This is a genomic window from Mesorhizobium sp. CNPSo 4684 (genome assembly GCF_057784315.1).
The window spans coordinates 60,365-86,614 of record NZ_JBWLUX010000002.1; the positions used below are offsets into that span (position 1 = coordinate 60,365).

At 62.8% G+C, this 26,250-nt stretch carries 21 protein-coding genes; 8 read left to right on the top strand and 13 right to left on the bottom strand.

Features of this window, described 5'->3' with window-relative positions; genetic code table 11:
• Window positions 1-85: 85 nt before the first annotated feature.
• The gene (melA, locus tag AC04SG_RS01815; RefSeq protein ID WP_488549681.1) at window positions 86-1,552 is read right to left on the bottom strand and encodes an alpha-galactosidase; all 1,467 of its coding nucleotides are present in this window, start codon (window positions 1,550-1,552) and stop codon (window positions 86-88) included.
• A 247-nt stretch (window positions 1,553-1,799) separates the two neighbouring features.
• Between melA and AC04SG_RS01820 the strand changes: the two genes are divergently transcribed.
• Window positions 1,800-2,642, top strand: a complete 843-nt coding sequence (locus tag AC04SG_RS01820) for an AraC family transcriptional regulator (RefSeq protein WP_210388229.1) — start codon at window positions 1,800-1,802, stop codon at window positions 2,640-2,642.
• A gap of 26 nt (window positions 2,643-2,668) precedes the next feature.
• Here the strand turns inward: AC04SG_RS01820 and AC04SG_RS01825 are convergent, their stop codons facing one another.
• The 7 genes from AC04SG_RS01825 to AC04SG_RS01855 all read right to left on the bottom strand — a co-directional run bounded on the left by AC04SG_RS01825 (window position 2,669) and on the right by AC04SG_RS01855 (window position 9,753).
• Entirely contained in the window at window positions 2,669-3,736 is a 1,068-nt protein-coding gene (locus AC04SG_RS01825; RefSeq protein WP_112562063.1) for an ABC transporter ATP-binding protein, read from the bottom strand.
• A gap of 3 nt (window positions 3,737-3,739) precedes the next feature.
• Window positions 3,740-4,588: a carbohydrate ABC transporter permease gene (locus AC04SG_RS01830; RefSeq protein ID WP_488549682.1), complete on the bottom strand. Its 849-nt coding sequence runs from the start codon at window positions 4,586-4,588 to the stop codon at window positions 3,740-3,742.
• Window positions 4,588-5,511, bottom strand: coding sequence for a carbohydrate ABC transporter permease (locus tag AC04SG_RS01835; RefSeq protein WP_488549683.1), 924 nt, complete (start codon window positions 5,509-5,511; stop codon window positions 4,588-4,590). Before AC04SG_RS01835 ends, AC04SG_RS01830 begins: the two co-directional genes overlap by 1 nt.
• A gap of 179 nt (window positions 5,512-5,690) precedes the next feature.
• Complete coding sequence (locus AC04SG_RS01840) at window positions 5,691-6,968, bottom strand: ABC transporter substrate-binding protein (RefSeq protein WP_203277355.1); 1,278 nt, start codon at window positions 6,966-6,968, stop codon at window positions 5,691-5,693.
• A 26-nt stretch (window positions 6,969-6,994) separates the two neighbouring features.
• On the bottom strand, window positions 6,995-8,191 hold the full coding sequence (locus AC04SG_RS01845) for a PLP-dependent transferase (protein ID WP_488549684.1): 1,197 nt from the start codon (window positions 8,189-8,191) through the stop codon (window positions 6,995-6,997).
• A complete protein-coding gene (locus tag AC04SG_RS01850) occupies window positions 8,188-8,922 on the bottom strand; it encodes a FadR/GntR family transcriptional regulator (protein WP_488549685.1) in 735 nt (244 codons plus the stop codon). Before AC04SG_RS01850 ends, AC04SG_RS01845 begins: the two co-directional genes overlap by 4 nt.
• A gap of 123 nt (window positions 8,923-9,045) precedes the next feature.
• Entirely contained in the window at window positions 9,046-9,753 is a 708-nt protein-coding gene (locus AC04SG_RS01855; RefSeq protein ID WP_488549686.1) for a DJ-1/PfpI family protein, read from the bottom strand.
• 86 nt (window positions 9,754-9,839) lie between these two features.
• Between AC04SG_RS01855 and AC04SG_RS01860 the strand changes: the two genes are divergently transcribed.
• On the top strand, window positions 9,840-10,787 hold the full coding sequence (locus AC04SG_RS01860) for a GlxA family transcriptional regulator (protein WP_488549687.1): 948 nt from the start codon (window positions 9,840-9,842) through the stop codon (window positions 10,785-10,787).
• 47 nt (window positions 10,788-10,834) lie between these two features.
• Here the strand turns inward: AC04SG_RS01860 and AC04SG_RS01865 are convergent, their stop codons facing one another.
• Complete coding sequence (locus AC04SG_RS01865; protein WP_488549688.1) at window positions 10,835-11,638, bottom strand: family 1 encapsulin nanocompartment shell protein; 804 nt, start codon at window positions 11,636-11,638, stop codon at window positions 10,835-10,837.
• Window positions 11,635-12,687: a Dyp-type peroxidase gene (locus AC04SG_RS01870; protein ID WP_488549689.1), complete on the bottom strand. Its 1,053-nt coding sequence runs from the start codon at window positions 12,685-12,687 to the stop codon at window positions 11,635-11,637. Before AC04SG_RS01870 ends, AC04SG_RS01865 begins: the two co-directional genes overlap by 4 nt.
• Window positions 12,688-13,427: 740 nt before the next feature.
• Here AC04SG_RS01870 and AC04SG_RS01875 point away from each other — a divergent pair.
• The gene (locus tag AC04SG_RS01875) at window positions 13,428-14,348 is read left to right on the top strand and encodes a WecB/TagA/CpsF family glycosyltransferase (protein ID WP_488549690.1); all 921 of its coding nucleotides are present in this window, start codon (window positions 13,428-13,430) and stop codon (window positions 14,346-14,348) included.
• On the top strand, window positions 14,345-15,571 hold the full coding sequence (locus tag AC04SG_RS01880) for an FAD-dependent oxidoreductase (RefSeq protein WP_488549691.1): 1,227 nt from the start codon (window positions 14,345-14,347) through the stop codon (window positions 15,569-15,571). Before AC04SG_RS01875 ends, AC04SG_RS01880 begins: the two co-directional genes overlap by 4 nt.
• Window positions 15,572-15,665: 94 nt before the next feature.
• Here the strand turns inward: AC04SG_RS01880 and AC04SG_RS01885 are convergent, their stop codons facing one another.
• Window positions 15,666-16,814, bottom strand: coding sequence for a GNAT family N-acetyltransferase (locus tag AC04SG_RS01885; protein ID WP_488549692.1), 1,149 nt, complete (start codon window positions 16,812-16,814; stop codon window positions 15,666-15,668).
• A gap of 259 nt (window positions 16,815-17,073) precedes the next feature.
• Here AC04SG_RS01885 and AC04SG_RS01890 point away from each other — a divergent pair, with 259 nt between their 5' ends.
• Window positions 17,074-18,576 carry a glucosamine inositolphosphorylceramide transferase family protein gene (locus AC04SG_RS01890; RefSeq protein ID WP_488549693.1) on the top strand — a complete coding sequence of 501 codons (1,503 nt, stop codon included), beginning with the start codon at window positions 17,074-17,076 and terminating at the stop codon, window positions 18,574-18,576.
• A gap of 111 nt (window positions 18,577-18,687) precedes the next feature.
• Here the strand turns inward: AC04SG_RS01890 and AC04SG_RS01895 are convergent, their stop codons facing one another.
• Window positions 18,688-19,782: a glycosyltransferase family 4 protein gene (locus AC04SG_RS01895; protein WP_488549694.1), complete on the bottom strand. Its 1,095-nt coding sequence runs from the start codon at window positions 19,780-19,782 to the stop codon at window positions 18,688-18,690.
• Complete coding sequence (locus tag AC04SG_RS01900; protein ID WP_488549695.1) at window positions 19,779-21,191, bottom strand: lipopolysaccharide biosynthesis protein; 1,413 nt, start codon at window positions 21,189-21,191, stop codon at window positions 19,779-19,781. Before AC04SG_RS01900 ends, AC04SG_RS01895 begins: the two co-directional genes overlap by 4 nt.
• Window positions 21,192-21,426: 235 nt before the next feature.
• On the opposite strand from AC04SG_RS01900, the gene AC04SG_RS01905 reads away from it, so the two are divergent.
• The 3 genes from AC04SG_RS01905 to AC04SG_RS01915 are packed head-to-tail and all read left to right on the top strand — an operon-like array spanning window position 21,427 to window position 26,228.
• Window positions 21,427-23,571 (top strand): GumC family protein, encoded by a 2,145-nt coding sequence (locus tag AC04SG_RS01905; protein WP_488549696.1) that lies wholly within the window; start codon window positions 21,427-21,429, stop codon window positions 23,569-23,571.
• Between the two features lie 3 nt (window positions 23,572-23,574).
• The gene (locus AC04SG_RS01910) at window positions 23,575-24,702 is read left to right on the top strand and encodes a glycoside hydrolase family 5 protein (RefSeq protein ID WP_488549697.1); all 1,128 of its coding nucleotides are present in this window, start codon (window positions 23,575-23,577) and stop codon (window positions 24,700-24,702) included.
• Complete coding sequence (locus AC04SG_RS01915) at window positions 24,699-26,228, top strand: hypothetical protein (protein WP_488549698.1); 1,530 nt, start codon at window positions 24,699-24,701, stop codon at window positions 26,226-26,228. The genes AC04SG_RS01910 and AC04SG_RS01915 overlap by 4 nt, the downstream gene beginning before the upstream one ends.
• The last annotated feature ends 22 nt before the right edge of the window (window positions 26,229-26,250 follow it).

Here is a 26,250-nt window from a genome sequence, read left to right on the forward strand (position 1 = left end):
AGATGTTTCGACGTCTGCTGCTGCCTGCATCACTTCACGACGGCTGATCGGCGAACCGGCCTCCCGCGGTTCGCCTGCAAGCATTTCAGCCGGCCTGTTTCAGTGCCGTCTTTTCGGCGCGCAGTTCCTCGATCGAGCGCACATTGCGTCGCGCCGCGCCCGCCCAATCACGGGTCTTCACCTCCGATTTCGAAAGCCGCTCCTTCGCCGCCGGCACGGCCTCGGCATATTGCGGCAGCCAGCGCGCCTGGGCGACGACCATCTCGTCGACCATCTGCCACACCTCTTCCGGCGTCGACACCGCACCGACCAGCGGATCGTGCAGCACGGCGAGTTTCAACAGGTCGATATCGCCGGATATCGCCGCATGCACCGACATGCGCTGGACGTTGATCGACGAAATGCAGGTGGCCGCGCATGCTTCCGGCAGCGTGATGCCGGAAGCCATGTTGATGCCGAAGCGATCGACGAAGCCGGGCGACTCGACGATGGCGTCCTGCGGCAGATTGGTGATGATGCCGGTGTTCTTGACGTTGAAGTGGCCGCGATAGACGCGGTTCGTCTCCAGCGCTTCGAGAATGTGGCTGGCGTGCTCGTTGGAGCGCTTCGACGCGTCGAGCGGCTTCGACGCCGCTTCGAGGAATTGCGGATATTCGGTCTCAAACCAGTTGCGCGTTTCGGTGGAATAGCGGAGGTAGCCGCCGGTCTCGCCGTGGATCCAGTCGGACATGTCGATCCAGCGGGTGATTTCGTCCGGCCGCTTGCGATACCAAGGCAGATATTCGGAAAGATGACCGTTGCTTTCGGTCGAATAGACCCCAAAACGCTTCAGCACGTCGATACGCAGTTTTTCCTGCTGCGAGTAGACCGGATGCGCCTCGAAGGCGGCGATCAGTTCGTCCTTGCCTATTCTGCGGCCGTTGAGGCGGAGGTCAATGAACCAGGTCTGGTGGTTGATGCCGGAGCAGACATAGTCGAGTTCACTGTGCGATTTGGCGCCGAGCACTTCGGCGATCTGTTCGGCGCCGTGCTGGACGCCATGGCAGAGGCCGACCGTGTCGACCTTGCCATATTCGATCGCCGCCCAGGTGTTCATCGCCATCGGGTTGGCATAGTTGAGGAATTTCGCGCCCGGCTCGGCCAGTTCGCGGATGTCCTTGCAGAAGTCGAGAATGACCGGAATGTTGCGCTGGCCATAAAGGATGCCGCCGGCGCAGATCGTGTCGCCGACGCACTGGTCGATGCCGTATTTCAGAGGAATGCGGATGTCGTCGGCATAGGCTTCGAGCCCGCCGACCCGCACACAGCTGATGACATAGCGCGCGCCTTCCAGCGCCTTGCGGCGGTCGGTGGTGGCCGTGACTTTTGTCGGCAGCCTGTTGGCCTCGACGATGCGGTCGAGGATCGCCTTGATCATTTGCAGATTGTGCTCGCTGAGATCGGTCAGCGCGAATTCGATGTCGCTGAATTCCGGAACGCACAGAATGTCGGTGAACAGTTTTTTGGTGAAGCCGACGCTGCCGGCGCCGATAATAGCGATTTTGAAACTCATCACCTTCACCTCGATCCTATCGAATGCCAGGCAAGGAGCAACGGAGGACCGTATGGCGGCGCGCCCATGGCGCGCATGCCATTCGAGCCGGAATTCCGGCTCTTCTCCTCCCCGCCCGCTCCTCGACCGCGGGTCTTTCGCGTTCTCAGGATTTGGATTATGCCTTTATTCCAGGGCGCGGCCAGAGAACGTTTATGCTTTCGAGGGTAATTTTGTGCTGCGTGACCTGATCGCCAACGGACAGTTGATGCGCACCATCTCGCTGCCGCGCGGCCGCCAGCGCCTGCACGCCATGCCTACCAGCACCGGCTATGAGGTGCGCGAAAGCGTGACCTACGACTGGGATGGGCGAAAGCGCGGCCAGACACCATTTACCGTGCTGCAGCACACGATCAGCGGCACTGGCCAGCTGCGCTATGAAAACCGCAACTACCGCCTGCAGGCCAACGACACGCTGCTGGTGCTGGTGCCGCACAACCATCGCTACTGGCTGGAGAAAGGCGACCGCTGGGAATATTTCTGGATCTCGATGAATGGCGAGGAGGCGCTGCGCATCCACAAATCCATTCTCAGCGTCTCCGGCCCAGTGTTCCGGCTACAGCCGGAGACGATCGATCATCTCGCCGATTGCAGCCTGCGCCTGATCAAGGGCGGCGCTTCGCCGGGCGCGGCTTCGGCGATCGCCTACGAGGCGGCGATGGCGCTTTACGACGATGTCTTCGGCTCGCACGCTTTCACCGAGAAGCAGAGCGCCATGCAGCCGGTCATCGACCATATCAACGCCAATCTCGACAAGCCCTTGCCGGTGGCCGATCTCGTCCAGATCAGCGGCCTCAGCCGCGCGCATTTCTCGCGCTGCTTCGCCGAAAGCGAAGGCATTCCGCCGGCCGAATTCGTGCTGCAGCAGCGGCTGCAGCGGGCGGCGAAACTTCTGACCAGGGCCGATTTCCTGCCTGTCAAGGAGGTCGCCATTTTGTGCGGCTTCGAGGACGCCAACTATTTTTCGAAAGTCTTCCGCCGGCTCTACGGCATCAACCCGACGCAGTTCCGCACCACCGGCATGTATGCCAGCCTTGGCAACCACCGTTAGGACGGGATTGCCGGCTCCAGGCACTCTCACCCGATGCGGTTGCCGCTTTCCGGATCGAACAGGTGCAGCGCTGCCGGATCGGCGGACAGCCGCACCGTGTCGCCCGGCCGGATAGTGCTGCGCCCCATGACGAAGACGCAGACCAGCTGCCCCGCGAACCTGACATAGAACTGCGTCGACAGGCCGAGCGGCTCGACCACTTCGACCTCGGCCTTGAGCGGACCATCATCGACGAGCTGGATGTGTTCCGGCCGCAACCCGACAGTCAGCTTGTCGCCATCCTTGAGCGGCAGACCATCGGGCAATCTCAGCTTCTGGCCGTCGGCCAGCACCGCATCCACCTTGCCAGCCTTGGCGACGGTCGCCGGCAAAAAGTTCATGCCGGGCGAGCCGATGAAACCGGCGACGAAGGTGTTGACCGGCCGATCGTAAAGTTCGAGCGGATGGCCGACCTGTTGGACATAGCCGTCATGCATGACGACGATGCGGTCGGCCATGGTCATGGCTTCGATCTGGTCGTGCGTGACATAGACCGAAGTGGTTTTCAGCTGCTGGTGCAGCGCCTTGATCTCGGCGCGCATGTGCACGCGCAGCTTGGCGTCGAGATTGCTGAGCGGTTCGTCGAAGAGGAACACTTTGGGATCGCGCACGATGGCGCGGCCCATAGCCACGCGCTGGCGTTGGCCCCCGGACAATTGCCGCGGCAGCCGACCGAGGAAACTGTCGAGGCCGAGCCGCTTGGCGGCGGCCCCTACCCTGCCGTCGATCGTCGTCTTCTCCGCCTTCTTGAGCAGCAGGCTGAAGCCCATATTGGACGACACATCCATATGCGGGTAGAGCGCGTAGGACTGGAACACCATGGCGATATCGCGGTCCTTCGGCGCGACATCATTGACCAGCCGCTCGCCGATGCGGATCTCGCCGCCAGACACTTCCTCCAGCCCGGCGATCATGCGCAACAGAGTCGACTTGCCGCAGCCGGATGGGCCGACCAGCACGACGAACTCGCCATCGGCGATTTCAAGATCGACGCCGTGCAGGATGCGCAGCGAACCGTAGTCCTTCTCGACGTTTTGCAGCGTGACGGAAGCCATCGATTATCCTTTGACCGCGCCGGCGGTCAGGCCGGTGACGAGATAGCGTTGCAGGAAGGCGAAGAAGATGCAGACCGGGATCAGCGCCAGGATCGACGCCGCCATCATCTGCCCCCAGTCGACGGCGAACTTGCCGATATAGGTGAGCAGCCCGACGGCAAACGTCTTCTGGTCGTCACTGGAGATCAGCATCAGCGCGAACAGCAATTCGCTCCAGGCGGCGGTGAAGACGAAGCCTAGCGTCGCGCCCATGCCGGGTAACGTCAGCGGCACGATCACCTTGCGCATTGCCTGCGCACGGGTGCAGCCGTCGATCATCGCGGCTTCTTCCAGATCTTTCGGAATGCCGTCGAAAAAGGACTGCATCAGGAAGGTGGCAAAGGCGGTGTTGAAGGCGGTGTAGATGATGATCAGTCCGATCAGGCTGTTGGTCAGGCCAAGCTCGCCCATGACGCGGTAGATCGGCGGAATGACCATCACCAGCGGGAAGGTTTGCGTCAGCAAAAGCATGATCGCCAGCGTCGCCTTGCCGCGGAAGGTGAAGCGCGACATGGCGTAGCCGGCGAGCGTGGCGATGACGGTGACGAATGCCGCCGTCGACACCGAGACGATGACGCTGTTGAGGAAATAGCGGGGGAAATCAGAGGCTTCGAGCACGGTGATGAAGTTGTGGAATGTCGTTTCCGAGGGCCACAAAGTGATGCCTTCGGAATAGAGCAGCCGCTCCGGCGTCACCGAGATCTTCAGTGTCCAGAAGATGGGAAACAGCGCGAAGATCATATAGGCGGCAATCGCCGCGTAGAGGCCGATGCCGCTGAAAATGCGCGCGGAGGTGGAGCGTCCGGCGATCATCAGACGTGCCTCACCAGCAAGCGGCGAATGGCGATCAGCGCGATCGCATAGGCGATGAGCAGGACCAGCAGCAGCACCGCCACCGCCGAGGCATAACCCTTATCCAGCGACTTGAAGGCGCTGACATAGATGTAGACCGGCACCGTACTGGTCGAGCCCGCCGGCCCGCCTTCGGTCATGACGAAGATCAGATCGGCGAAGGTGGCGATCCAGATCGTGCGCAGCATGACGGTGATGACGATGGTCGGCGCCAGGAAAGGCAGCGTCACCTTGGTGAAGCGCTGCCAGGGCGAAGCGCCATCGATGGCCGCCGCCTCATGCAATTCCGAAGGGATCGACTTCAGCGCCGCCAGCAGCGTGATGGCGAAGAACGGGATGCCGAACCAGATGTTGGCGATGATCGGACCCCACATGGCGGTGGCCGGATCGGAAAGCACATTGGTCGGCTCGGCCTTCAGCCCGAGGGCAAACAGCCAATGCGGCAGCGGCCCGATGATCGGGTTGAACAGCCAGGCCCAGGTCAGGCCCGACAGGAAGGACGGCACCGCCCAGGGCAGGAACACGACCGCCTGGACAAACTTGCGGCCGATGAACGGCTTGTCGAGCAGCAGCGCCAGGCCAAGCCCGAGGAAGAACTGGAAGAACAGGCTGGCGACGGTCCACCACAGCGTGTTGACCAGCGCGTGCCCCAACACCTGGTCGGAGAGCATCGCCTCATATTGGCCGAGGCCGACATATTCGGATTTGAAGGCTGAAAATTTGCGGAAGGAATAGCTGATGCCGATGATCAACGGCACCAACAGCACCACGACCAGTAGAACGATCGCCGGCGAGAGATAAAGCCAGGGTTCGATGGCGGGATGCGTCAGCCGCTTCTTTCGCGGCCGGCCTGCGGGTCGTATTGTGGACACGGCATAGGTCATCGGCTTCTGGATCGTCTCCTGGAGCAGCGTCGGGGACAGCGTCCTTCTCCCCGTTCACGGGGAGAAGATGCCGGCAGGCAGATGAGGGGCAGCGCGAGCCTTCCGAGGATAGCGCTGCCCCTCATCCGTCACTTCGTGACACCTTCTCCCCGTAAAACGGGGAGAAGGGAAAAGGGCGCCTACTTTTTGTTCTTGGCCATCCAGTCCTGCTGTTCCTTGGTCAGGAACGCGGCCCACTGGTCGGCAACGTCCTTGGCCGACTTCTGGCCGAGCAACACTTCCTGGAAATTCTTGATCGCCACCTGGTCGACGAAGTTGCCGAGGTTCTCCAGATGCGTCGGCGGCGTCACCATTTCATATTTGGAGGTGTCGCTGAGCTCGGTGAACCAGCCCTTGAACTGCTCGGTCTTGAAATGGGCGTCCTGGTCGGCGCCGTTGTGGATCGGCACGACGCCGACTTCCTTGGCCCATTCCAGATTGTCCTTGGGCGACAACAACGTCGCCATCAGCTTCCAGGCATCGTCCTTGTGCTGCGAATTGGCGAACATCGCCCAGCCGGCATAGCCCAGCGTCGGATAGGACTTGCCGCTCGGCCCGACCGGCAGCGGCGCCACGGCAAAATCGTCGGCGCTCATCTTGTCGGCAATGCCGATCAGCGCATCCGGATCCTGGTTGAGCATGGCGCAGGTGCCGGAATAGAAGCCGGTGACCGTTTCGTTGAAGCCCCAGCTCACCGCATCCTTCGGCGCCAGCCCGTCCTTGTACATGTCGGCCAGCATCTGCAGGCCCTTGACCGAGCCTTCCTCATTGATGGTCGAGGTGCCGTCCTCGTTGAAGTAGCCCCCCTTGCCCTGAGCGATGTTCATGAACATGTGCATGCCGTTGAAGGCGCCCGGGCCGCCACGCAAGCAGTAGCCATATTTGCCGGGGATGGCGGAGATCTTCTTTGAATCGGCAATGAAGTCGTCGAGCGTCGCCGGCGGGCCGTCGAGACCGGCTTCCTTGAACAACTTCTTGTTCCAGAACAGCGCGTTCACATAATAGCCGTAGGGGATCATGAACTGGGTGTTGTTGACGGTCGAGCCGAACTGCTTGGCGCGCTCGCCGAGCGTCTTGGCGTCGTCCCATTTGGCCATGTAGGGGCCGAGATCCTCGAGCTGGCCGTTGGTGGCGTAGAGGCCCATCCAGCGCTCCGGCATCTCGACGATGTCGGGCGTATCGCCGGCCTGCACCATGGTCAGGAATTTCTCGAACGCCTGGCCCCAGGGCAGCGAGACCACCTCGACCTTGACGCCCGCATTGGCGGCCTCGAATTCGGCGATCTGCTTCTTCAGGAATTCGGTGCGCTGCGGGCTGGTGATGACCTCGACCAGTTTAAGGGTGGTGTCGGCCAGCGCGCCGCTGGCGGAAATTGCCAGGCCGGCAGCGGTGGCAAGCATGATGCTCAGTCTTTTCATGTTCAGAACTCCCATTTTGAACCCAGTTATTTTTTTGCTTTGTCGAAGGCCTGGGCGATGTCGGCCCAAAGATCCTCGACGCTTTCCAATCCGACATTGAAGCGGATGGTTCGGGGGCTGACGCCGAAGCGCGCCATCGAATTCAGACCCGGCGTCTGCTCGAGCGAGGCCTTTGCCGGCACGACCAGGCTTTCATGGCCGCCCCAGCTGACGCCGATGCGGAAGAATTTCAGCGCATCGACGAAAACCGGAATGTCGACATCCTCCGTCACCTCGAAGGAAAACAGCCCGGCATAGCCGGCAAGCGTCTTCTTGCCGGGGTGGTTGGAATAGGCGGGATGGTTGACCCGCTCGACCTTGTCATGCGCCTTCAGCCGCTCGGCGATGGTCAGCCCGCTCTTCATGTGATGCGGCAGCCTGAGCGGCAGCGTGCGCAGGCCGCGCAGCAGCAGCCAGCCCTCGAAAGGCGACAGCTTGGCGCCGAGCTGGGAGTAGGTCTGGTCGTTGATGTGCTTGATGTGGGCGGCCGAGCCCGCCACCACGCCGGCGACGGTGTCGCTGTGGCCGCCGAGATATTTGGAGGCCGAGTGCAGCACGAGGTCGACGCCGTGCAGGATCGGTTTCTGGAATACCGGCGTCGCCCAGGAATTGTCGATGGTGGTGACGATGCCTTGCTCTTTCGCCAGCCGCGCCAGATGCGCGATGTCCTGCAGCTCGAACATCATCGAGGTCGGGCTTTCCAGATAAAGCAGTTTCGCGCCGGGCAGTGCCGCCGCAATCGCGTCCGGATCCGAGCCGTCGACATAATCGACCTTGATGTTCAGACGTGGGAACAGCCGCTCGAACAGCCTGTAGGCGTCGCCATAGCAGTTGCGCACCGCGACGATGCGCTCGCCGGCGCCGACAAAGGCAAGCACCGTGGAGCTGATCGCGGCCATGCCGCTGGAAAAGCCGCGCGCGGCTTCCGCACCTTCAAGCGCAGCAACGCGCGCCTCGAACTCCATCACCGTCGGATTGTCGCCGCGCGAATAGATCGGCTGCTTGCGGCGACCGGCAAACGTGTCGGCCATCTCGGCATAGCTGCCGAAGGTGAACAGCGAGGTCTGGTAGATCGGCGGCACCACAGCATTGCCGGGGAACGGATCGTCATGCGCCAGCAGCGTCGCCGCCTCGGCGAGATAGTCGCTGCCGGAAATGCCTGGGTCGAAGCTGTGCTCGTTCATTTGCGGTCCGCAAGTTTGAGGTTGGCCGCGCCGCGCTTCAGGTCGTTCTCGACGGTGGCGATCAGCTTCAGCGCCTCGGCCCGGGCGCCTTCCGGGTCGTGTGCGGCGATGCAATTGAAGATGGTGCGGTGGTAGGGAAAGCTGGCATGGCCGAAATCGCGAACACCGAGCGGATGCTCCCAGAAGCGGTGGAACAGCTCGTGCATGGCACTGATAATCTGCTCGAACAGCGGATTGCCGGAGGCGCGATAGATCGCCTGATGGAACTCCCAGTCCTCGTCCGACGACATGCCGGCGCGCATCTTGAAGGCGTCTTCCATGATGTCGAGCTTGCGCTCGATCTCGGCGAGGTCGTCCTCGTCGGCACGGACAGCGCAAAGCGCGGCGGCTTCGGCTTCGAGCGCGCGGCGGATTTCCAGCGTGCGCATCAGGCCGGTGAAATCATTGCCGCCGGCGAGCGTCAACGGCATGTGCAGCATGTCGAGCGAGACGGCGGCCTTGAGATAGGTGCCCGAGCCCTGCCGGCGCTCGACCAGGCCAAGCCCTTCCCAGCGCGTCAGCGCCTCGCGCACGGTGTTGCGGCTGACCTTGAGGCGCTCGGCGAGGATGCGTTCGGTCGGCAATCTCTCGCCGGGTTCCAGCTTCTCGCGCATGACGAAGCCGGCCAACGCCTTCAGCACCGCATCGTCGCGGGCCGTCGTCTGGATCGGCGGAAGGCTGAATTCGGTCACGCCTGTGCAAACTCAAAGTGGTTCAATGGTCCAACCAATTTCTGCACAGACGAAGAGACGTGTCAACAGCGGAAACGCAGCTGGGCCGAAGGGCCAGAGATATGCACCTCCAGCCCTGCCGCTTCAGCCGTGGATCCGCGCCGGCGCAGTGGCCGCGCGAGCCTCGCGCCAGCGAGCGAACATCTCCTCGCGAACCCGCCTCGAACCAGAGAGGCGCTCCTTTGCCTGCGCCAGCACGGCAGGCGAAGCCTCGGCGGGCGTGCCCGACTGGAAAGGAGGCGCCGGAGCATATTCGAGCGAGAGTTGCACGATCTCGGCTTCCTCCTGTCCAAGCAGCCTCGCAACCAGCGCCAGGCCGAAATCGATCCCGGACGTGACGCCGCCGGCGGTAATGAGCTTGCCGTCCTCGACGATACGCTCATCGACGGGGATCGCCCCGAACTCTTCAAGGAAATCATGCGCATACCAGTGCGTGGTCGCCCGCTTGCCCTTCAGCAGCCCGGCCGCGCCGAGCACCAGGGAGCCGCTGCACACCGAGGTGATGTAGCGCACCTGCGCCGCGCGCTCCCACACGAAATCGAGGACTGTCTGGTCCTCCAGCAGCGGATTGACCCCACCCCCGCCCGGAATGCACAGCACGTCGAGAGGCGGGCAATCGTCGAAGGTCGCCGTTGGCGTGAGGGACAGCCGTGTCGAGGACATCACCGGATTGCGATCCTTCCAGATCAATTCCACTTCCGCGCCCTTGGCTGTTGCCAGGACTTCGTAGGGACCGGTGAGGTCGAGCTGCTGGACGTTGGGGAATACGAGGATGCCGAAACGAAGGGTCATGGAAATCTCCGTGGTTGACTTCAGGCAATCTAGGGCATCATGTTTTGGCGCGATTGCCATTCATCCCTCGTTTCAGGCCAAACCCGATGCGCCGTATCGAAGTGCTTGCCTATCCCGACATCCAGCTCCTCGACGTCAGCGGACCGCTTCAGGTTTTTGCCAGCGCCAACGACTTCAAGAGGCAGACCGGCGAACCAGCGCCTTACGAGGTCACGGTCGTCGCAGCCTCGCCGCGCATCCGAACATCGGCCGGGCTCGTGCTGGAGGCAGCGGCGCTGCCGACACACGGAGGCGAGATCGATACGTTGATCGTGCCCGGCGGATGGGGCGTCAACGCGGCCTGCGACGATCCCGTGCTGGTCCAGTGGATCGCCGGCCGCTCGCGTGATGCCACGCGAACCGCCTCAGTCTGCAGCGGCGCCATGCTGCTGGCGCAGGCGGGCCTCCTCGACGGCCGTCGCGCCGTGACCCACTGGGGACGTTGCGCGGAGTTCGCCCGGCGCTTTCCGGCAGTCCGCCTAGAACCCGACCCGATCTTCATCCGTGACGGCAATGTCTGGACGTCCGCCGGCGTAACGGCGGGGATCGATCTCGCCCTCTCCCTCGTCGAGGCAGACCTTGGCCGACATACGGCGCTCAGCGTGGCGCGCGAGTTGGTGGTCTTCCTGAAACGTCCCGGCGGCCAGGCGCAATTCAGCCAGACCCTCAAGCTCCAGCAAGGCGATGGGCGCTTCGATCGGCTGCATGGTTGGATCCTCGAAAATCTGGCTGGCGACCTGTCGCTGACGCAGTTGGCCGACCACGCCAATATGAGCCCGCGCAGCTTCTCGCGGCGCTATCGCGAGGCCACCGGCCGGACACCCGCCCGGGCGATCGAGGAGATCCGCATCGAGGCGGCGCGACGGATGCTGGAGCGTGGCCAGCCCGTCAACCAGACGGCACGCCGCTGCGGTTTCGGCTCGGAAGAAACGATGCGACGCGGCTTTCTACGCGTGCTGGGCACTAACCCGCGCGCCTATCGCGAGCGTTTCTGATCGCGACTGCTCGCGCCATCAACGCGGTGGCCGACGCGGTCAAGCCGCTACGACTGCGGTGCAAGCGTGACGCAGGCCTCTGAGGTCAGCAGCCGGAAGGTGAACGTCTCCTGCAGATAAAGCTCGACGCTCGTGCTGGAATGCGAGAGGTAGCCGATCGACAGGTCCTGGCCGATATCGAGCTCGAAATCCCCGCCGCGCGTGGAGAGCACGAACCCATCTTCGATGGCCGGCGCCCAGATGATGCCGCCCTCGACCATGCGCTCGATATGATGGAAGACCGGGTAACCCTCGTCGCTGCCGCCGCTGACGGCCGTGTAGGCCGCCGCACCCAGCACCAGCGCATAGGGGCCGTTGACCCCGGCGAGCCGCAACTGGCTGACCGCCTGGGCAACCGCTTCCGGATAGCCCATCACATTGGCCGGCAACGCCACGACCGGATTGCTGGTGCCTTCACGAATGCCCTGGATACCGGCGGCGGCGTAGCCGTCGAACACCGAGCGATCCTCGGCAAAGGCGATCTTGCGCGCCGCTTCCTTCACCGCGGACCAATCTGAATCCGTGGCACCCCGGTCGACATCGTCGATCGCCTGGCGCGTCAATTCGAACGGAACCCGCAACTCGACCAGGGCCTTGACCTCGCGCTGTGTCGATTGAACCCCCTCGCCTGGCGCCGCGATCGGCTTGGAATGGCCGGTGCCGACGGAAGACAGGTCAAAACCCTGCGGGCCGACGACATCGACGACGCGCCGCGCCGCCATATGTCGCTTGAGCGTGCGCGATGCCTCGTCATCGATCTGCGCCCAAGCGCCGTCGGAAATGGGAGCGAGTTCCCGGTAAAGCGTGTTCATGTCTGCCTCATATCCTTGAGAGATCCGATACCGAGTGAACCATCGCGCGGGCGCGACTGGGTTTGATCCGTCGCCTCAGGCTGGGTCGGCAGCGGAGCAGCAGTCGCATCCGCCGCAACACCGTCAAGAAAAGTCGCAGACGGCACGAAAAACAGTGTGCCCGTCACCGCGCGGCTGAAGTCGAGCAGCCGGTCGTAATTGCCGGGCGGGCGGCCGATGAACATGTTCTCCAGCATCTGTTCGATGCGCCGCGGCGAGCGGGCATAACCGATGAAGTAAGTGCCGAACTCGCCCTTGCCGGCATCGCCGAACGGCATGTTGTCGCGCAGGATCTCCAGCTCTTCGCCGTCCTCGGTGATCGACGTCAGCGCATTGTGCGCCGATGTCGGTTTGACCGCGTCGTCGAGTTCGACGTCGGAAAGCTTGGTCCGGCCGATGATCTTCTCCTGCTCCGCCACCGGCACCTCGTTCCAGCGCGTCAGGTCGTGCAGGTATTTCTGTACGATGACGTAGCTGCCGCCGGCAAAGTCAGGATCCTCCTCGCCGATGATGGTGGCGTCGATTGCACCCTGATCCACAGGGTTCTCGGTGCCATCGACGAAACCGATCAGATCGCGGTTGTCGAAATAGTTGAAGCCCTGCACCTCGTCCGTCGTGGCGACAGCGCTACCAAGCCGCGCCATGATTTGCGTCGCCAGTTCGAAGCATAGGTCCATTCGCGCCGCACGGATATGAAACAGCATGTCGCCCGGCGTCGAAACAGCGTGATGCTGGCCGCGGATCTCGCGGAACGGATGCAGGTCCCTAGGCTTTGGGGTTGCGAACAGCCGGTCCCACGCGTCGGAGCCAATTGCCATGACACAGGACAACCCGCCCTCGAGGTCGCGAAAGCCGACCGCTCGCTTGAGTGCGGATAGATCGGCACACAGACCGCGTGCGGTCGCGTCGTGTTCGGGGCCGGGTTTGAGCGTAACGACAAGAAAAATCGCGGCCCGCGTCAAGAGGGCGACGACCGGTTGCGAAACAACGGCTGGCAAACTGGACTCCATGCTTGATCCGTTCGGTATCCTCTGACGCGGTGCCTGAATCAAGCAGCATCTTACTCAGGTTGGTTCACAGGATTTGGCGCTTGCGCCTGCCATCGACGATACGGTATTCCCGCCGCAATGGGCATCCCTCCAAGGGATAGGTCGGAAGGATTTTTGATCCAATTGCCTCACGATGCGCCTGCCCTTCGATTACCGGTATCGTGGGCAGGTCCGACAGGGCGAAGCGGGTTATGAAAAGCAGCGGCGTCGAATTCTCGACGCATGGCACGAGAACGATGTCTGCAAGTAGATGCAACCAGAACAACATAGTTTTACCAACAGCGGTTGCTTGCAAACATCGGATCGGTTGATGCTTTTGACATCCAATCTAAAGCAATCGCTATCCACGAAACATGACGGAAATCCGGTTCTCATCGACCTTTTCTTGACGCAGGCCGCGTCGACATTTCCATGTCGTCCGCGGCTGCGTAGGCGTTCGCGACGCCAAACTCCCCGCCACACTGCAATCGAATTCTGTAGGGCGACAAAATGCAAAGAGCGCGTTGATCCAATTGGGTTTTTGCTCCAGGACCAAAAAACAAACTCGACCTGAAAGGGTCCGTTCTTCGCGATTCTGACAACGCTTCGCTGCGGCGAAGCAACACATTGATTTATCTGTCAATTTTATGAAAAATTTACCCGTTAACTAACTATTAACGTATCGCTTAACTTTCCCCTCGTTTTACTTAGAATACTTCGAAATGGGTACTTCCACGATGCGCGACGTTTCAAAAAAATCTCAAGAGGGTAAGAGCGCGATCCGCGAAGCGGATGCGCGGCACCCCGAGGTGTCCGCAGCAGGTGAGGCTTCCCATCCCCGCTCGCTTGGCGAGACCGCATCCGCAGGCGTGGCAACCGGCGCGCAGCTTCCCGCCTTGCCGACGGTTGTGCTCGGCGGCCTGCCGATCACCGTTATCGATCGGCAAGACGCCGCCCGGCTGATGATCGCGTCGGCGCGCGGGCATCTGCCCAACACCCGCCCCTATTATTTCACCTCCGCCAATGGCGATGTCATCGCCCAGGTGGGGCAGAATACGGAGGTCGCCGGGCTGTTTCGCCAGGCCGACCAGATCTTCGCCGATGGCCAGCCGCTGGTTTTCGCCTCGCGCCTGCTGTGCAGCGTGCAGCTGCCCGAGCGGGTCGCCACCACTGACCTGTTCCATGATGTGGCCAAGCTCGCCGAACAGGACGGCACGACATTCTACCTGCTGGGTTCGACGGAGGCGGAGAACAACAAGGCTGTCGCCCGCATCAGCGCCAAATACCCTCGCCTGCGTATCGCCGGCCATTGTCACGGCTTTCTCGCCGGCCAGGCGCTTGAAAGGAAACTCGACGAGATCAACGCGCTTGCGCCCGACATATTGTGGCTGGGCCTCGGCGTGCCGCGCGAGCAGATCTTTATCCGCGATTATGCATCGCGGCTCCACAATGTCGGCCTGATCAAGACGTCGGGCGGGCTTTTCGACCATATCGCCGGCAAGGTCCGCCGCGCCCCGCTATGGGTGCAGAAGGCAGGCTTCGAATGGCTCTGGCGTGTGATGATGGAGCCGCGCCGGCTTTTCTGGCGCTACTTCACGACCAGCCCCCTCGCCGTCTACGCCCTAGTGAGGTATTCCAAATGACTGCCGAGCACCGCCACAGTCCACTGCCGGAAGGGGCCGATGCCGAGATCGCCATCGTCGGCGCCGGACTTTCCGGCACCATTGCGGCGAATGTGCTCGCACGGGCCGGTTACAGCGTCATCCTGATCGATCGCCATTCGGTCTTTCCCAGGGAATTCCGTGTCGAGAAAGTCGCCGGCGACCAGATTGAAAAACTGCGCCGGCTTGGCCTTCTGGACAGGCTTTCGACGGCGGCCGTGGCCTTCGACGACATCGTCAACATTCGCAGGGGGCGTGTCCTCGACCGCACGCATGCGCGTCACTACGGCATTTTCTACGATGACCTCGTAGCCGCCATGCGTGCCGAACTGCCCGAAAATGTTCGCTTCATCTCCGGCCGCGTCAACGGGCTGGAGACAGGAGCGGAACGCCAGCGCGTGTCGATCCTCGATCATCACGACGTGACGGCGCGGCTGCTCGTGCTGGCCACCGGCATGGGCGACATTCTGAAGCGTGACGTCGGCATCGAGCGCCACTTCGTTCACCAGAAGCAGTCGCTGACCTTCGGCTTCAATTTGCGCCCGGTGGGAATAAGCGCCTTCAAGCACGCGGCCGTCACCTACTACGGCGAGCGGGTCTCCGACGGCATCGACTACCTGACCCTGTTTCCCGCCGCCGACGTCGTGCGCGCCAATCTGTTCGTCTTCCGCGATCACCGTGATCCCTGGGTAAAGGCGCTGCGCGAACGTCCACGGGAAACGCTCATCGAAACACTCCCGGGGCTGGTTAAGACATTCGGCGATTTCGAAGTCATCAACCGTGTCGACAGCTGGCTCACCGACATCACCGTGGCGCAGAACTGTGTGCGCAACGGTGTCGTTTTGATCGGCGATGCCTATCAGACCTCTTGTCCGGCCGCCGGAACCGGCGTCAGCCGGCTGCTCACCGATGTCGAACGGTTGTGCACGGTGCATGTACCGCAGTGGATGGCTTCGCCCGGCATGACGGCGGCCAAGATCGCAACTTTCTACGACGATCCGGTAAAGCAGGCGATGGACGAACACGGCCTGCATATGGCTGATTTTCGCCGCAGCCTGACCATCGACACGGACCTGCGCTGGCGCGCGCGCCGGCAGCTTCATTTCAGCCGCCGCCGCGTCATGCAGAGGATCGCCACTCTAAGCCCCGCTTTCGCCGCCAGGCTGCGGAGTTTCAGAAAGCCAGGCATAGAAGCCACGACCTGAAACAGCTCTATCTTTGTTTTTACGCAATTCCGCGGCGAAAGCGCTGACGCGCTTTTCCCGCGAAAAACCGCTTCACCCTTTTCCTGTAATTGTTCTAGGAGCCGGCCGCCTCGTCGCTGGGCGCCTGCGGCAGCACGGTACGGCCGGACTTGGGCTTCTTGCCATGCGACCCGACCAGCCGCCGCGCCAGCGCCTTGGCCGCCGGCAGTTTCTCGACGGTCATGTGCGCGGCATAGCCGAGCGGGCTGCCGGCCCTGAAAATCTGCCACATCGGCGATGGCCGGCCACCAAAGGTAATCTTGTAGGGTTCGTCCCCAATGGTGAAGTCGAGCGAATGGTCGCCGCGCTCGATGCAGTCGCGGGCGATCTGTTCGAACATCAGGCTGCCGATCGACTGCTTCCGGTAACCTGCCTCGTCAAAGCCGCCGAGAATGACCAGCAGCGAGCCGCGATGTGCGAGACCAAGCGCGCCGGCGATCGCCCGATCGTCCATCCAGAACGTGTAGGTGCGGGCAAAGCCGGCACATCCCTCGGCCGCCACGGCCATATAGAACTCGAAATAGGACGGCGACTGCAACAGGTCGGCGGGGCCGTCGCTGCCGTCGAAACGTTTGCCGCGGTATAATTTGAGCGCATCGAATGTCGTCCGGATGGCGTCGATACTATCCGAACATTCAAATCGCGCCTGGCCCATCCGGCCGAGTTGCCGCGACTTCTTGTCGAGCTCCTTGCGATATGAACTGTCGAGCTGATGTTCGCGCCACGCCGCGAATGTCGTCTCGAGCTTGCTGGAATAGGCGCTCATGCCCATGCTTTCACGCTTGTCGATGCCAAACAGGCGCTCGATTGCCAGCGAGCGGTCGGCCAGCTTGCCGATGCGCAGCAGGTCATAGGGCTTCAGATGTTTTCGGATGGCGGCCACAGTGCGGTCATCTGCCACGATACGCGAAAACATCTCCTCGTCGGCGACCGGCGATATGTAGTCGGAAACACGCATGTCGGCGAATTCCACGACTTTCAAGAGCGTGTAGCGACGCCTGACCAGCGGCAGGACCATCGCCAGTCTTCCGCCTGCACGCACGACGATGATCAGCGGCGTGGCCGCACCATGCCCGACGATCTTCTCGTACAGCAGGGCGAGCCAAATGGGGTGCTGAAAAGCGGTCGCAGCCGAGCTGGCGAAAAGCTCGGCATATTCCTTCGAACGAAAATCGAACGAATCCTCGACTGTGACTTCAAACATGTATGGTCCGAACCGGCTGGGCATGGTCTATCGACGCTGTCTTGCGTTCCACGTCAAGGTCAACCGCATGGAATGTTGGAAACTTGGTATATGGGGAGCCTCAAGCGCTGATTGCATATCTACCGTCAATCCAGCATTGCGCGCCTGCCCGGCAGGATTGGTCAAGTTCTTCCCGTAAAGCGAATGGCCAGACTTGCAAGTAACCGCAAGGTAAGTTTTTTCAGTCAGTCATTTGTTTGTACCGGTCATTTCTCTTCAAATGTCCAGGCCGGGTCCCGATACAATCGCGAACTGGTGCGACATGCTGGCGATCGACGTCATTGTTCCACAAACTGCACCGCGCCTGTGGCAGAAGATTGTCATCGAGCAACTGCAATCGGACGGCCACGATGTCGCCGTGCTGCAGCAGCCGGGAACGGCAGGCTGGCCAGGTTCGGCCAAAGCCGCGTTCGCGTTCGAACAGCGGCTGTTTCGGCGCCGCCGTCCCAATCTGGCCGCGGCGCTGAACGAGATTCCGGTCCAGCCGGCCAGCAGGCCCGCAGCACTCAGGCTGGACCTTGCCGCCAATGCGCCGCGATCCGATGTACCAACCATTGGCCTCCTGTTCGACGGATATCGGTCCGATCTTGCAGTGGCAACAGTGGTCGCGGCCGGAAGGTTGCCTGTTATCGAGGCCGTCCTTGATGGAAAAGTGGTCGGCCAGGCACGGCCGATGGTGGACAAGCGGGAATCGGTGGCGCTCGGAACGGAAGATGTGCTCGCACGCGCCATTACCCTGATCGTCTCGCTCGCCAAGGCTTTTGCCGACGGCCGGCCCTTGCAGGACGAACCATCGTCTGAAGCCCGCAGCGGTCCGGCAATGCAATTCCTGCCCGCCTATCTCGGCTCGGCGCTGCCGCGGCTTGGCCGTGAAATCATCCGGCGCGTCAGCTATCGCCACGCGCATTGGCGGGTCGGCTATCGCTTTGCCGATACCCCCGGCGTCGTGGAAACCGGCAGGCTGGGCAGCGGCTGGTCGGTGCTGCCCGACCCCGGCGACCATTTCTACGCCGATCCGTTCCCTTTCGAATGGCAGGGCCAGTCGTTCCTGTTCGTCGAGGACTATCCCCATGCCACCGGCAAGGCTGTCGTCTCGGTCGTTGCGTTCGATGCCAACGGCGTTCCGGAGGCGCCACGGGTGGTTTTGGAGGAACCGCACCACCTCTCCTATCCCCAGGTGTTCGAGCGTGACGGGGCAGTCTGGATGCTTCCCGAAGCCAGCGCCAGCGGCAAGCTCACCCTCTATCGCGCGTCAGCTTTCCCGGATCGCTGGACCGCCGAGACCGTTTTGGTCGAGGGCGAGATTTCCGACGCAACGCTGCTCGAACATGACGGGCAGCTCTGGCTGTTCGCCACCGACCGCGACGGCTACGGCAGCACCTCCGACACGCTGGTGGTGTTTTCGGCTCCTGCCCTCACCGGCCCCTGGACGCCACATGCCGGCAACCCGATCCTGATCGACCATCGCATGGCGCGTCCGGGTGGCGCTTTCGTACGCAGCCGCGACGGCCGTATCGTTCTTCCCGTACAGGACGGAACGCTCGGCTATGGCGGTGGCCTCGGCCTGTCCGAACTGTTGCAGCTCGACCGGCAGACGGTGCGGCTTTCAGCACCCCGGCCGATCGTCGCCGATGGCGACTGGCCATACCCGAAAATCCACACACTCAACCGCGCCGGCAGGCTGGAAGTGATCGACGGGATCGCAGCGGTGCGGAGGCGCTAAAGCAATTCCCGGAAAAGTGTGAGCGGTTTTCCCGGAAAAAGCGCGCAGCGCTTTCCCTTGGGAATTGCGCAAAATAAGACATAGAGCGATCCACCGTTTCCGTGAACCGCTCTAGGAAAGCAGTAGCGCCTCGTAGCCGGCACACATCTGGGCCGGCGAGTACTTGTCCTTGAGCCGCCGACCGGCCGCCGAAAGCCTGGTCATGAGCTCCGGCCTGGCGATCATCTCGGCAAGCCCCGTCGCCATGCCGGCGGCGTCGGCCTCGATGAAGATCGCAGCCGGTTCGCCGTCTTGCGCGGTCAGCACCTCGCGCATCACGGCAAGATTGCTTGCCACCACCGGCAGCCCGGAAATCGCCGCTTCGACGCAGGCAAGACCGAAGGTCTCGCTCGTCGACGGGAACGCATAGACATCGCCTGCCGCCAGGAATTCGAAAATCTGCGCCGGCGGAACTTCGCCGACCAGATGCAACCGGTCCGCCACGCCCCGCTCCCTGGCAAAGGTGACAAGCGTCTCGAGTTCCGGTCCGACGCCGGCAAGCGCTACATGGATGTCGGACAACCGTGCAAGTGCCCCGACCAGCGCGATCTGGTTCTTCGTTCGCGTCAGGCGTCCGGACGAGACGGCAAGCCACGCATTGCCTGGCAAGCCGAAGCGGGCGCGCGCAGCAGCCTTGTCGAATTGCTCACGCGGCGCCGATACACCGTGATCGATGCGATGGAGGCGGCGCCGGTAGGCTTGCGGATAGTGATCGAATTGGGCTTCGGTCCAGGCCGAGTTGACGATGTTTGCATGGTAAAGGCCGGTCACGCCCATAAGCTTGTCGATCTGGGAGAGCAGGCCCATGGTGCCCTTGGTGTGCGGTGCGCCGCTCTGGTTGGCGACGATGTGCCTGACCCCGGCCAGTCGCGCGCCGATCGTGCCGAAGATGTTGCCATAATGCTGATAGGTGATGACGGCATCCGGCCGCGCCTTGCGCAGATAGCTCACCAGTCCGATGGCCGCTAGGATCTGTCCCGGCAAGCCTTTTGGCGGCTCGGAAAGGATGAAATCGGCGCTGGCGTCGTGGTCGAATGCGTCGGTCTTCCGGTACATGAAGACGGTGCGGACATCATGGCCACGCGCCCGCAATCCTTCACCCACCATGTCGGAAACGCGTTGCGCACCGGCCGCCTCCGCCTGCGTCTGGACCTGCACGATCTTCACGTGCGGTCTCTAAGCACAGGACGGGAAATGGCTGCCGCCTTGCCCATCGCGAGGCCGAAGATGGACGGGTTTATGCCTATTCGGCGCCGCGCGATCGACACTGCGAGGGCAGTCCAGGCAATCACCGTTCCGGCGATGGTGACCGCCGCGCCGACCGGCCCGAAATAGTAGGTCGTCGCGGCCGTCGCGGCGAGCCCCAGCACGTTGACGATGATCAGCACCTTGAACAGTGCATGCTGAAGGCCGGTCAGTTGCAGCAGTATCTCGATCGGGCCGCAAGCGGTGGCGAAGGTCGCGCCGATGCCGAAGATGACGAGCGTCGTACGCATGGTCGGCGTGTCATAGGCCGGATTGAAAATGGACAGGATGAAGCCGCCGAAAAGCCAGAACGCCGCCAGCACGCAGAGCGCAATGGCGAAGCTGCCGAGTGCCGCAAGGCTGGTGATGCGCTGCACATGCGCCCTGTCGCCGCTATAGAAGGCGCTCGAAATCTGCGGCGCCAGCGCCTGGTTGATGCCGTTGAGCGCCAGCGCCACGAAACGGGTTGTCCGGTCGGCGACGAAGATGGCGCCGGCCGGGACCGGCCCCAGGATCATGGCCACCAGCAAGGTGCTGACCTGGCCGAGCGCCGGCGGCAGCGAGGTGACGCCCCACAGGCCAAGTGTCACCGTCTTGAATTCCTGCTTTTGCGCTGGGCTGAGCGGGCCGCGCTCGGCGCGCGCGGTTTCGCGCAGCAGAAGCACCGTCTGCGGCACGACCGAAAGGATGAGCAGCCCGGCGGTCAGAAAGGTCGCTGCGACCGCACCCATCTCGATATGCAGGAAGCGGCACCCGAGCATGGCGGCAATGGTCGCCGCCCGCCATATGATATCGCGCGGCAACAGGCCGTAAATGAGTGCATGCTTGGCGCGGAAGGCGCCGGAGGTGAATTCAGACCAGCCGAGCGAGAATGACAGCACCGCGGCAGCCAGGCACAGTGATAGCCATTCGGGCGTGCCGCCGCCGACGAACGGCAAAAACCCCGCTACCAGGATGAGCAGGCTGGAGACGACAAGCCCGAGCAGCGCCACCAATATGGCGCGCGCCATCATGCCATGCGCCGAATTGAGATCGCCGAGGCCGGCATATTGCGGCCAGAACCTGAGCACGGTGCTCTGCTGGCCAACCGATGCAAAGAAAGAAACCAGGCTGGCGCCGGCATAGGTGGCGCTGTAGAGGCCGAACTGCCGCTCGTCCATCACCATCGCCACGGCCACGAACATCAGAAACGACAGGCCGGCACTGGCGAGCTTGATCACGCCCGCGACCGCCCCGCTCCTGGCGAGCGCGGGGATGGACATGCGCATGTTGGCTGCCGGATTGCCGCTCCCAGCCATTGCGGCTTTTTTGTCGCTTATGTTGTCATCCAAGATCGGCTCCCGTGACGATCGGCAATGGCCTTGCCCCCGCGGCAGCCGAACCGACCCTGAAACCTGTCCCTGAATAGAACAAAAACTCACGCAAGCGCCAGTGCCAACGCGACGAATGGTTACTGGCGCCCCCTGCATACAAAAGGCGAAACGCTTTGGTAACCTTAACGAAGGGCTAACGATAATGGGAAATAGTGCGAGGTGTAGAGTGATGTGACTCTGCAGAGGAAAAATGATGAGTCCTGCCAGCATCGACGATCGCACGCTTCCACCGCTGTTTGATATCGCGGCGCTCTGGGCGATTCTTTGGGGCCGTCGCCTGATGATTTTTGTCATTACAGGTGCTGTGTTGCTGCTGACGGTGCTCTATCTCGCCGTGACAAGCCCGAGCTACACGGCAACAGCCTCGATCCTGATCGACCCGCGCGATTCGCGTTCCACTAATTTCAATAATGTTCTTCCCGGCATCGGCTCCGACAGCGCCGCCATAGCCAGCCAGGTCTTCGTCATCGAATCGCAGGATCTGCTGGGAGATGTATTCGACGGTCAAAAGGTGGAGAACGACCCCGAATTCTCGGGCCGCGGCCTGGTATCGCGGCTGTTTTCCATATTCGGATCGGACAAGAAAGCCACGCGCGACGCGACCTTCAAGCGCTTTCAAAAAGCGGTATCGGTGGAGCGCGAAGGGCTCACCTATGTCATCAATGTCAGCTTCACGTCGAAATCGCCGGAGACGGCCGCGCGCATCGCCAACGCCATCGTCGAGCGCTACCGGACCGGTCTTGCCGGAGAGCGCGAAGGCGCCAACAGCGACGTGAACTCCCTCCTCAACGACCGGATCAAGGGCCTGCAGAAGGACGTCAGCGACGCCGAACGCGCGGTCGAGGATTTCAAGACGACGCACAGGATCGTCGACCCGACCGATGGCGGCACGCTGCAATTCCAGCTTGACCAGCTGACGACGCAGCTGATCACCGCCCAGGGCGACGCCGACCAGGCAAGGGACCGCTACAATCAGGCGCTTGCCGTGGGCAGCTCGCCGGCGGGTCTGGCCAGGCTGGCGGAAATCCTGTCCTCCAACTCGGCCATAAAATTGCGCGACGACTATAACCAGCGCGCCGCCGAACTCGCCAATCTCGAAACCATGTATGGGCCGCGCCATCCGGCGATCGCGCGGCTGCGGTCCGAGCTGGAACGGATGAACCGGCTCATGGGTGCCGAGGCCGACCGCATCAGGCAGCAGTTGAAGGCCAGCTACGATCTCGCAGCGCAAAATGTCGGCAAGTTGCAGGCCAAGCTCGAAGCTTTGCGCCAGCAGTCTTCCGACTCGAGCCTTGCCCAGGTGCAGCTGCGGCAGCTGGACTCCAAGGCCCAGGCCGCTCGCGGCGTCCTCGACGAGTATCTGAAGCGCGCCAAGGAAACCTCGCAGATGGAGGGCGTCCAGACCTCCGAGGCGCGCACGATCGCCAAGGCTTCGCCGCCACTGCAACCGACCTGGCCGAAGCCGGCCCTGCTGTTGCCAGTGAGCGCGGTTCTTGGCCTTCTCGCCGGATGCGGTCTCGCTCTGGCGTTCGGCCCGGTCCGCCGGCCCGAAGACGAACCGCAGGCGCCCAAGGAAGAAGTGGTGCCGGCGGTCCAGCCGAGGCAGGACGCACCGCGTGCCGCTGCCCAGCCGGCTCCGCAGCCGCTGCCGGCCAGTCTGGGGCAATACCGCGTGCCGGCCAGCGGCACGGCGCTTTCAGGCATCAAGGCAATCAGGGCCTCACTGTTCCAGGACGGCGACGAGGCGCTTTCGCGCGACGTGCTGAAGCTGATGCGGCAGATCATCCTGCGCCTGCACGACCATCCCAAACCCTTTGTGCTGGCGGTGTCCTCGACGCGCGGCAGCGTCGAGGCAAGGCTTGCCGGCGCATTGATCGGGATCAGCCTGCAGCGCGTCGAGCAGAACGTGCTGGTCGTTGAGATCGAAGGCCAGCCATCCGCTTCGGCGGACCATGGCCCCGGCATATTCGTCGACAGCGCCAGCGGCCTCAGAACCGCCATCTGCAGCCCGCAGGGGCAAAAAGGCGACCGGACCTTGGGCGACGTTCTGACCGAGGCTGGGAACGCCTTCGACTTCATCCTCGTCAGCGCCCCGGCCTTCGGCGAAAAGGCCTGGTCCCCGGAGTTTTTCACGCGGGCCGATCTGACGCTGTTGGCGCTGACCCCGTCGGAGCAGGCAGCCGACGCTGCCGCCCTGTTGGTGCAACGGCTGGGCGTCGCCCAGATCGGACGCAGCGCCACACTGGTGATCGCACCGCAGACCGCGCAGCCGGCCGCGCGCACGCCTGTGCCGCCGTCCGGCGCCGATTGGCGCCGCAGTTTGGCTGCGAGGAGCTGATCCGTGCCAGCGGATCTGACATCGCTGCCGGTGATGTCACGGCGGCAGGCGCTCGCTCTGGCCGGCGGGGCTGTGCTTGCCGCCCTCCCCTTCCCGGCCCCCGCCACGACGACCGCGCGCAGCATTCCATCACGTGGCTTCAATCTTCCGGGATGGCTCGATCGCGAGGCAGGGATTGCTCCCGCCACTGCGACGCTGGAAAAGCTGCGCCAGTCGGGGTTCGAAACCATCCGCTTGCCGGTGAACAGCGATCTTATCTCGGCCGGCGACACGGTCGGGCTCCGCCGCATCCGTGACGGCGTCGCTGACCTTGCCGGGCTGGGCTTTGCCGTTCTCGTCGACATGCACCCGTCCGCTGACCTTCACGCCGCTTTCGAGCGCGATCCGGCAGCCGCAAGCGAACAGGTTGTGCAGGCGTGGACGGCCTTGCGTCCCGTCATCGCCGATCTGCCGGCGGCCTCGGTCTATCCGGAGCTGCTGAACGAGCCGCCGATGGAGCGCGCCGTCTGGCAGGCGCTGCGCGACAGGCTCGCCGAGACGCTGCGCGCAACATGTCCGCGCCACACACTGGTCTGGGGCCCTGCACGCTTCCAGGGCATATGGGAAATAGCCGATACGCCGCCTCTGGCCGACGACAATCAGATCGCCGCCATCCACTTCTATGCGCCGATGGCGTTTACCCATCAATGCGAGAACTGGGATACGTCGCCGCTCGCCCGCATGGCCAACCTGCCCTTTCCCGCGACAAGCGAGACTCCGGCGGTCCGCGAGCTCATTGCTAGACTGCGCACTGCCGGCGACGAAGAAGCCGCTTCCCTGCTCGAGGACGAACTTTCGAACCCATGGACGGCGGCCGCGATTGCTTCGAACTTTGCCGAGGCCGCACGCTGGTCGGCGGCTCATGACTGCCCGGTGATGCTGAACGAATTCGGCGTGCTCAATTTCTGCGTCGATGCGCAAAGCCGCGCGGCCTGGGTCCGCGCCGTGCGCGAGGCCGCCGAAGTCAACCATATCGGCTGGACCTATTGGGAGCTCGACCAGGGCTTTGGCTTCATCCCCAGCAGGCAGAGCACGGAAGGCTTCGACGCCTCGATGATGGCTGCCCTCCTGGGCGAGGCGGGCCAGCTATGAGCGTCACCGGAGCCTATCCGCCAGTCGCCCTGCGCGCGCAAAGCCTGGCAGCCCCGCGCGACGCACTGCTGCATGTCTGCGTGTCGCTGATTGTTGTTGTCTTGACGGTTTCGGCCTTTGCCGTCTGGACCCCGTTCGGCATTGTCGCGACCTTCCTCCTGACGCTAATCGTGTCCAACGCCCTGCCCGCGGGCGTTCCCGTCCTGATCATCTGCGCCTTCCTCTACCAGAACCTCGTGGTCACCTGGTACACCCCTTACATCCCAGACAACGATACGTTCGATTCGCTGCGCGGTACCAATTTCGTCATCCTGATGAGCGCCTTCGGCATTTTCCTTGCCGCGTCGTTCCAGCAGCGCGTGCGCGCCCTGATCGAATTGCGCTTCTGGCTGCTGCTCAGCCTCGTGCTCTGTGGAACCATCACCTTCTATCTCGCCCTGGGGGTCGTGCACGGTCAGCCCAAGGACGCGGTCGTCTATTTCCGCAACACGATCACGCCGCTTGCCTGCTTCCACATCGCCGTGCTCGCCGCCAGCCTCTATCCGGTCGACCTGCGCAAGAGCATGTTGTGGCTCGGTGCCGGCGCGGTCGTCTACGGATATCTGGAATTGATCTTCACGATGAATTTCCTCAGCCTCTTCCATGGCGACCTTTACATCGAACGCAGCATATCGCGGCAGATTGAGACCGGCGTCTGGGAGAAGGCGCTACAGGAGACCGGCTTCGTTTTCCGTGGGCTTGAGGACGTGATGACCACGACCTTCTTCAACACGCCGTTCTTCAACGACATCCTGCCCAGCGTCTTTCGTGTCGGCGGCCCGAATTTTCATCCGATCAGCTATGCCTACGCCCTCAGCATCATATCGGCCTGGCTGCTGTTCAAGGGACGCTGGCTGCTGCCCATTGCAGCCTTGCCGCTGCTGCTCGTCATCGGCTCCAAGGGCGCGACGTTCCTGCTGCTCATCGCGCTCGCCACGCGTTTGATCTACAGCCCCTCCCGTGCCGGTTTTACGCTCACCGCCGTCATAGTCCTGGCTTTAGCCTGGACGACCGCGGCAATCGGCTATGGCGCGACGCATGGGGACTATCACGTGCTTGGCCTGACGGCCGGCCTGCGCGACTTCCTGGCCAACCCACTTGGACAGGGACTGGGCTTTGGCGGCAATTTGTCGAGCACCAGCCTCAATCTCAGCTGGGCCAACGCCCAGGCGGAAGGTGTCGCCTCCGTTCCCGTCGAGAGCGCCGTCGGCGTCATGCTCTATCAGATGGGCATAGGCAGCTTTGTCTTCTTCGGCTTCCTGGCGGCGCTCGCCATGGCGGCGCGGCGTCAACTGATCGAAACCCGCGACCCGGATTTCCTGTTCGGTTTCGTCGTCATCGTTACCATCTCGGCCAATGCCGTGCTGCAGGAAGAAGCCTTCTACTCGCCGCTTGCACTCGGCTTCTGCCTGCTGCTCGTCGGCGTGTCGCTGGGCACGCGCTGGCGCGAACTGGCGATGCAAAGAGCAATTTCAGGAAAAGTGTGAAACGGTTTTCCGTCCGGAATTG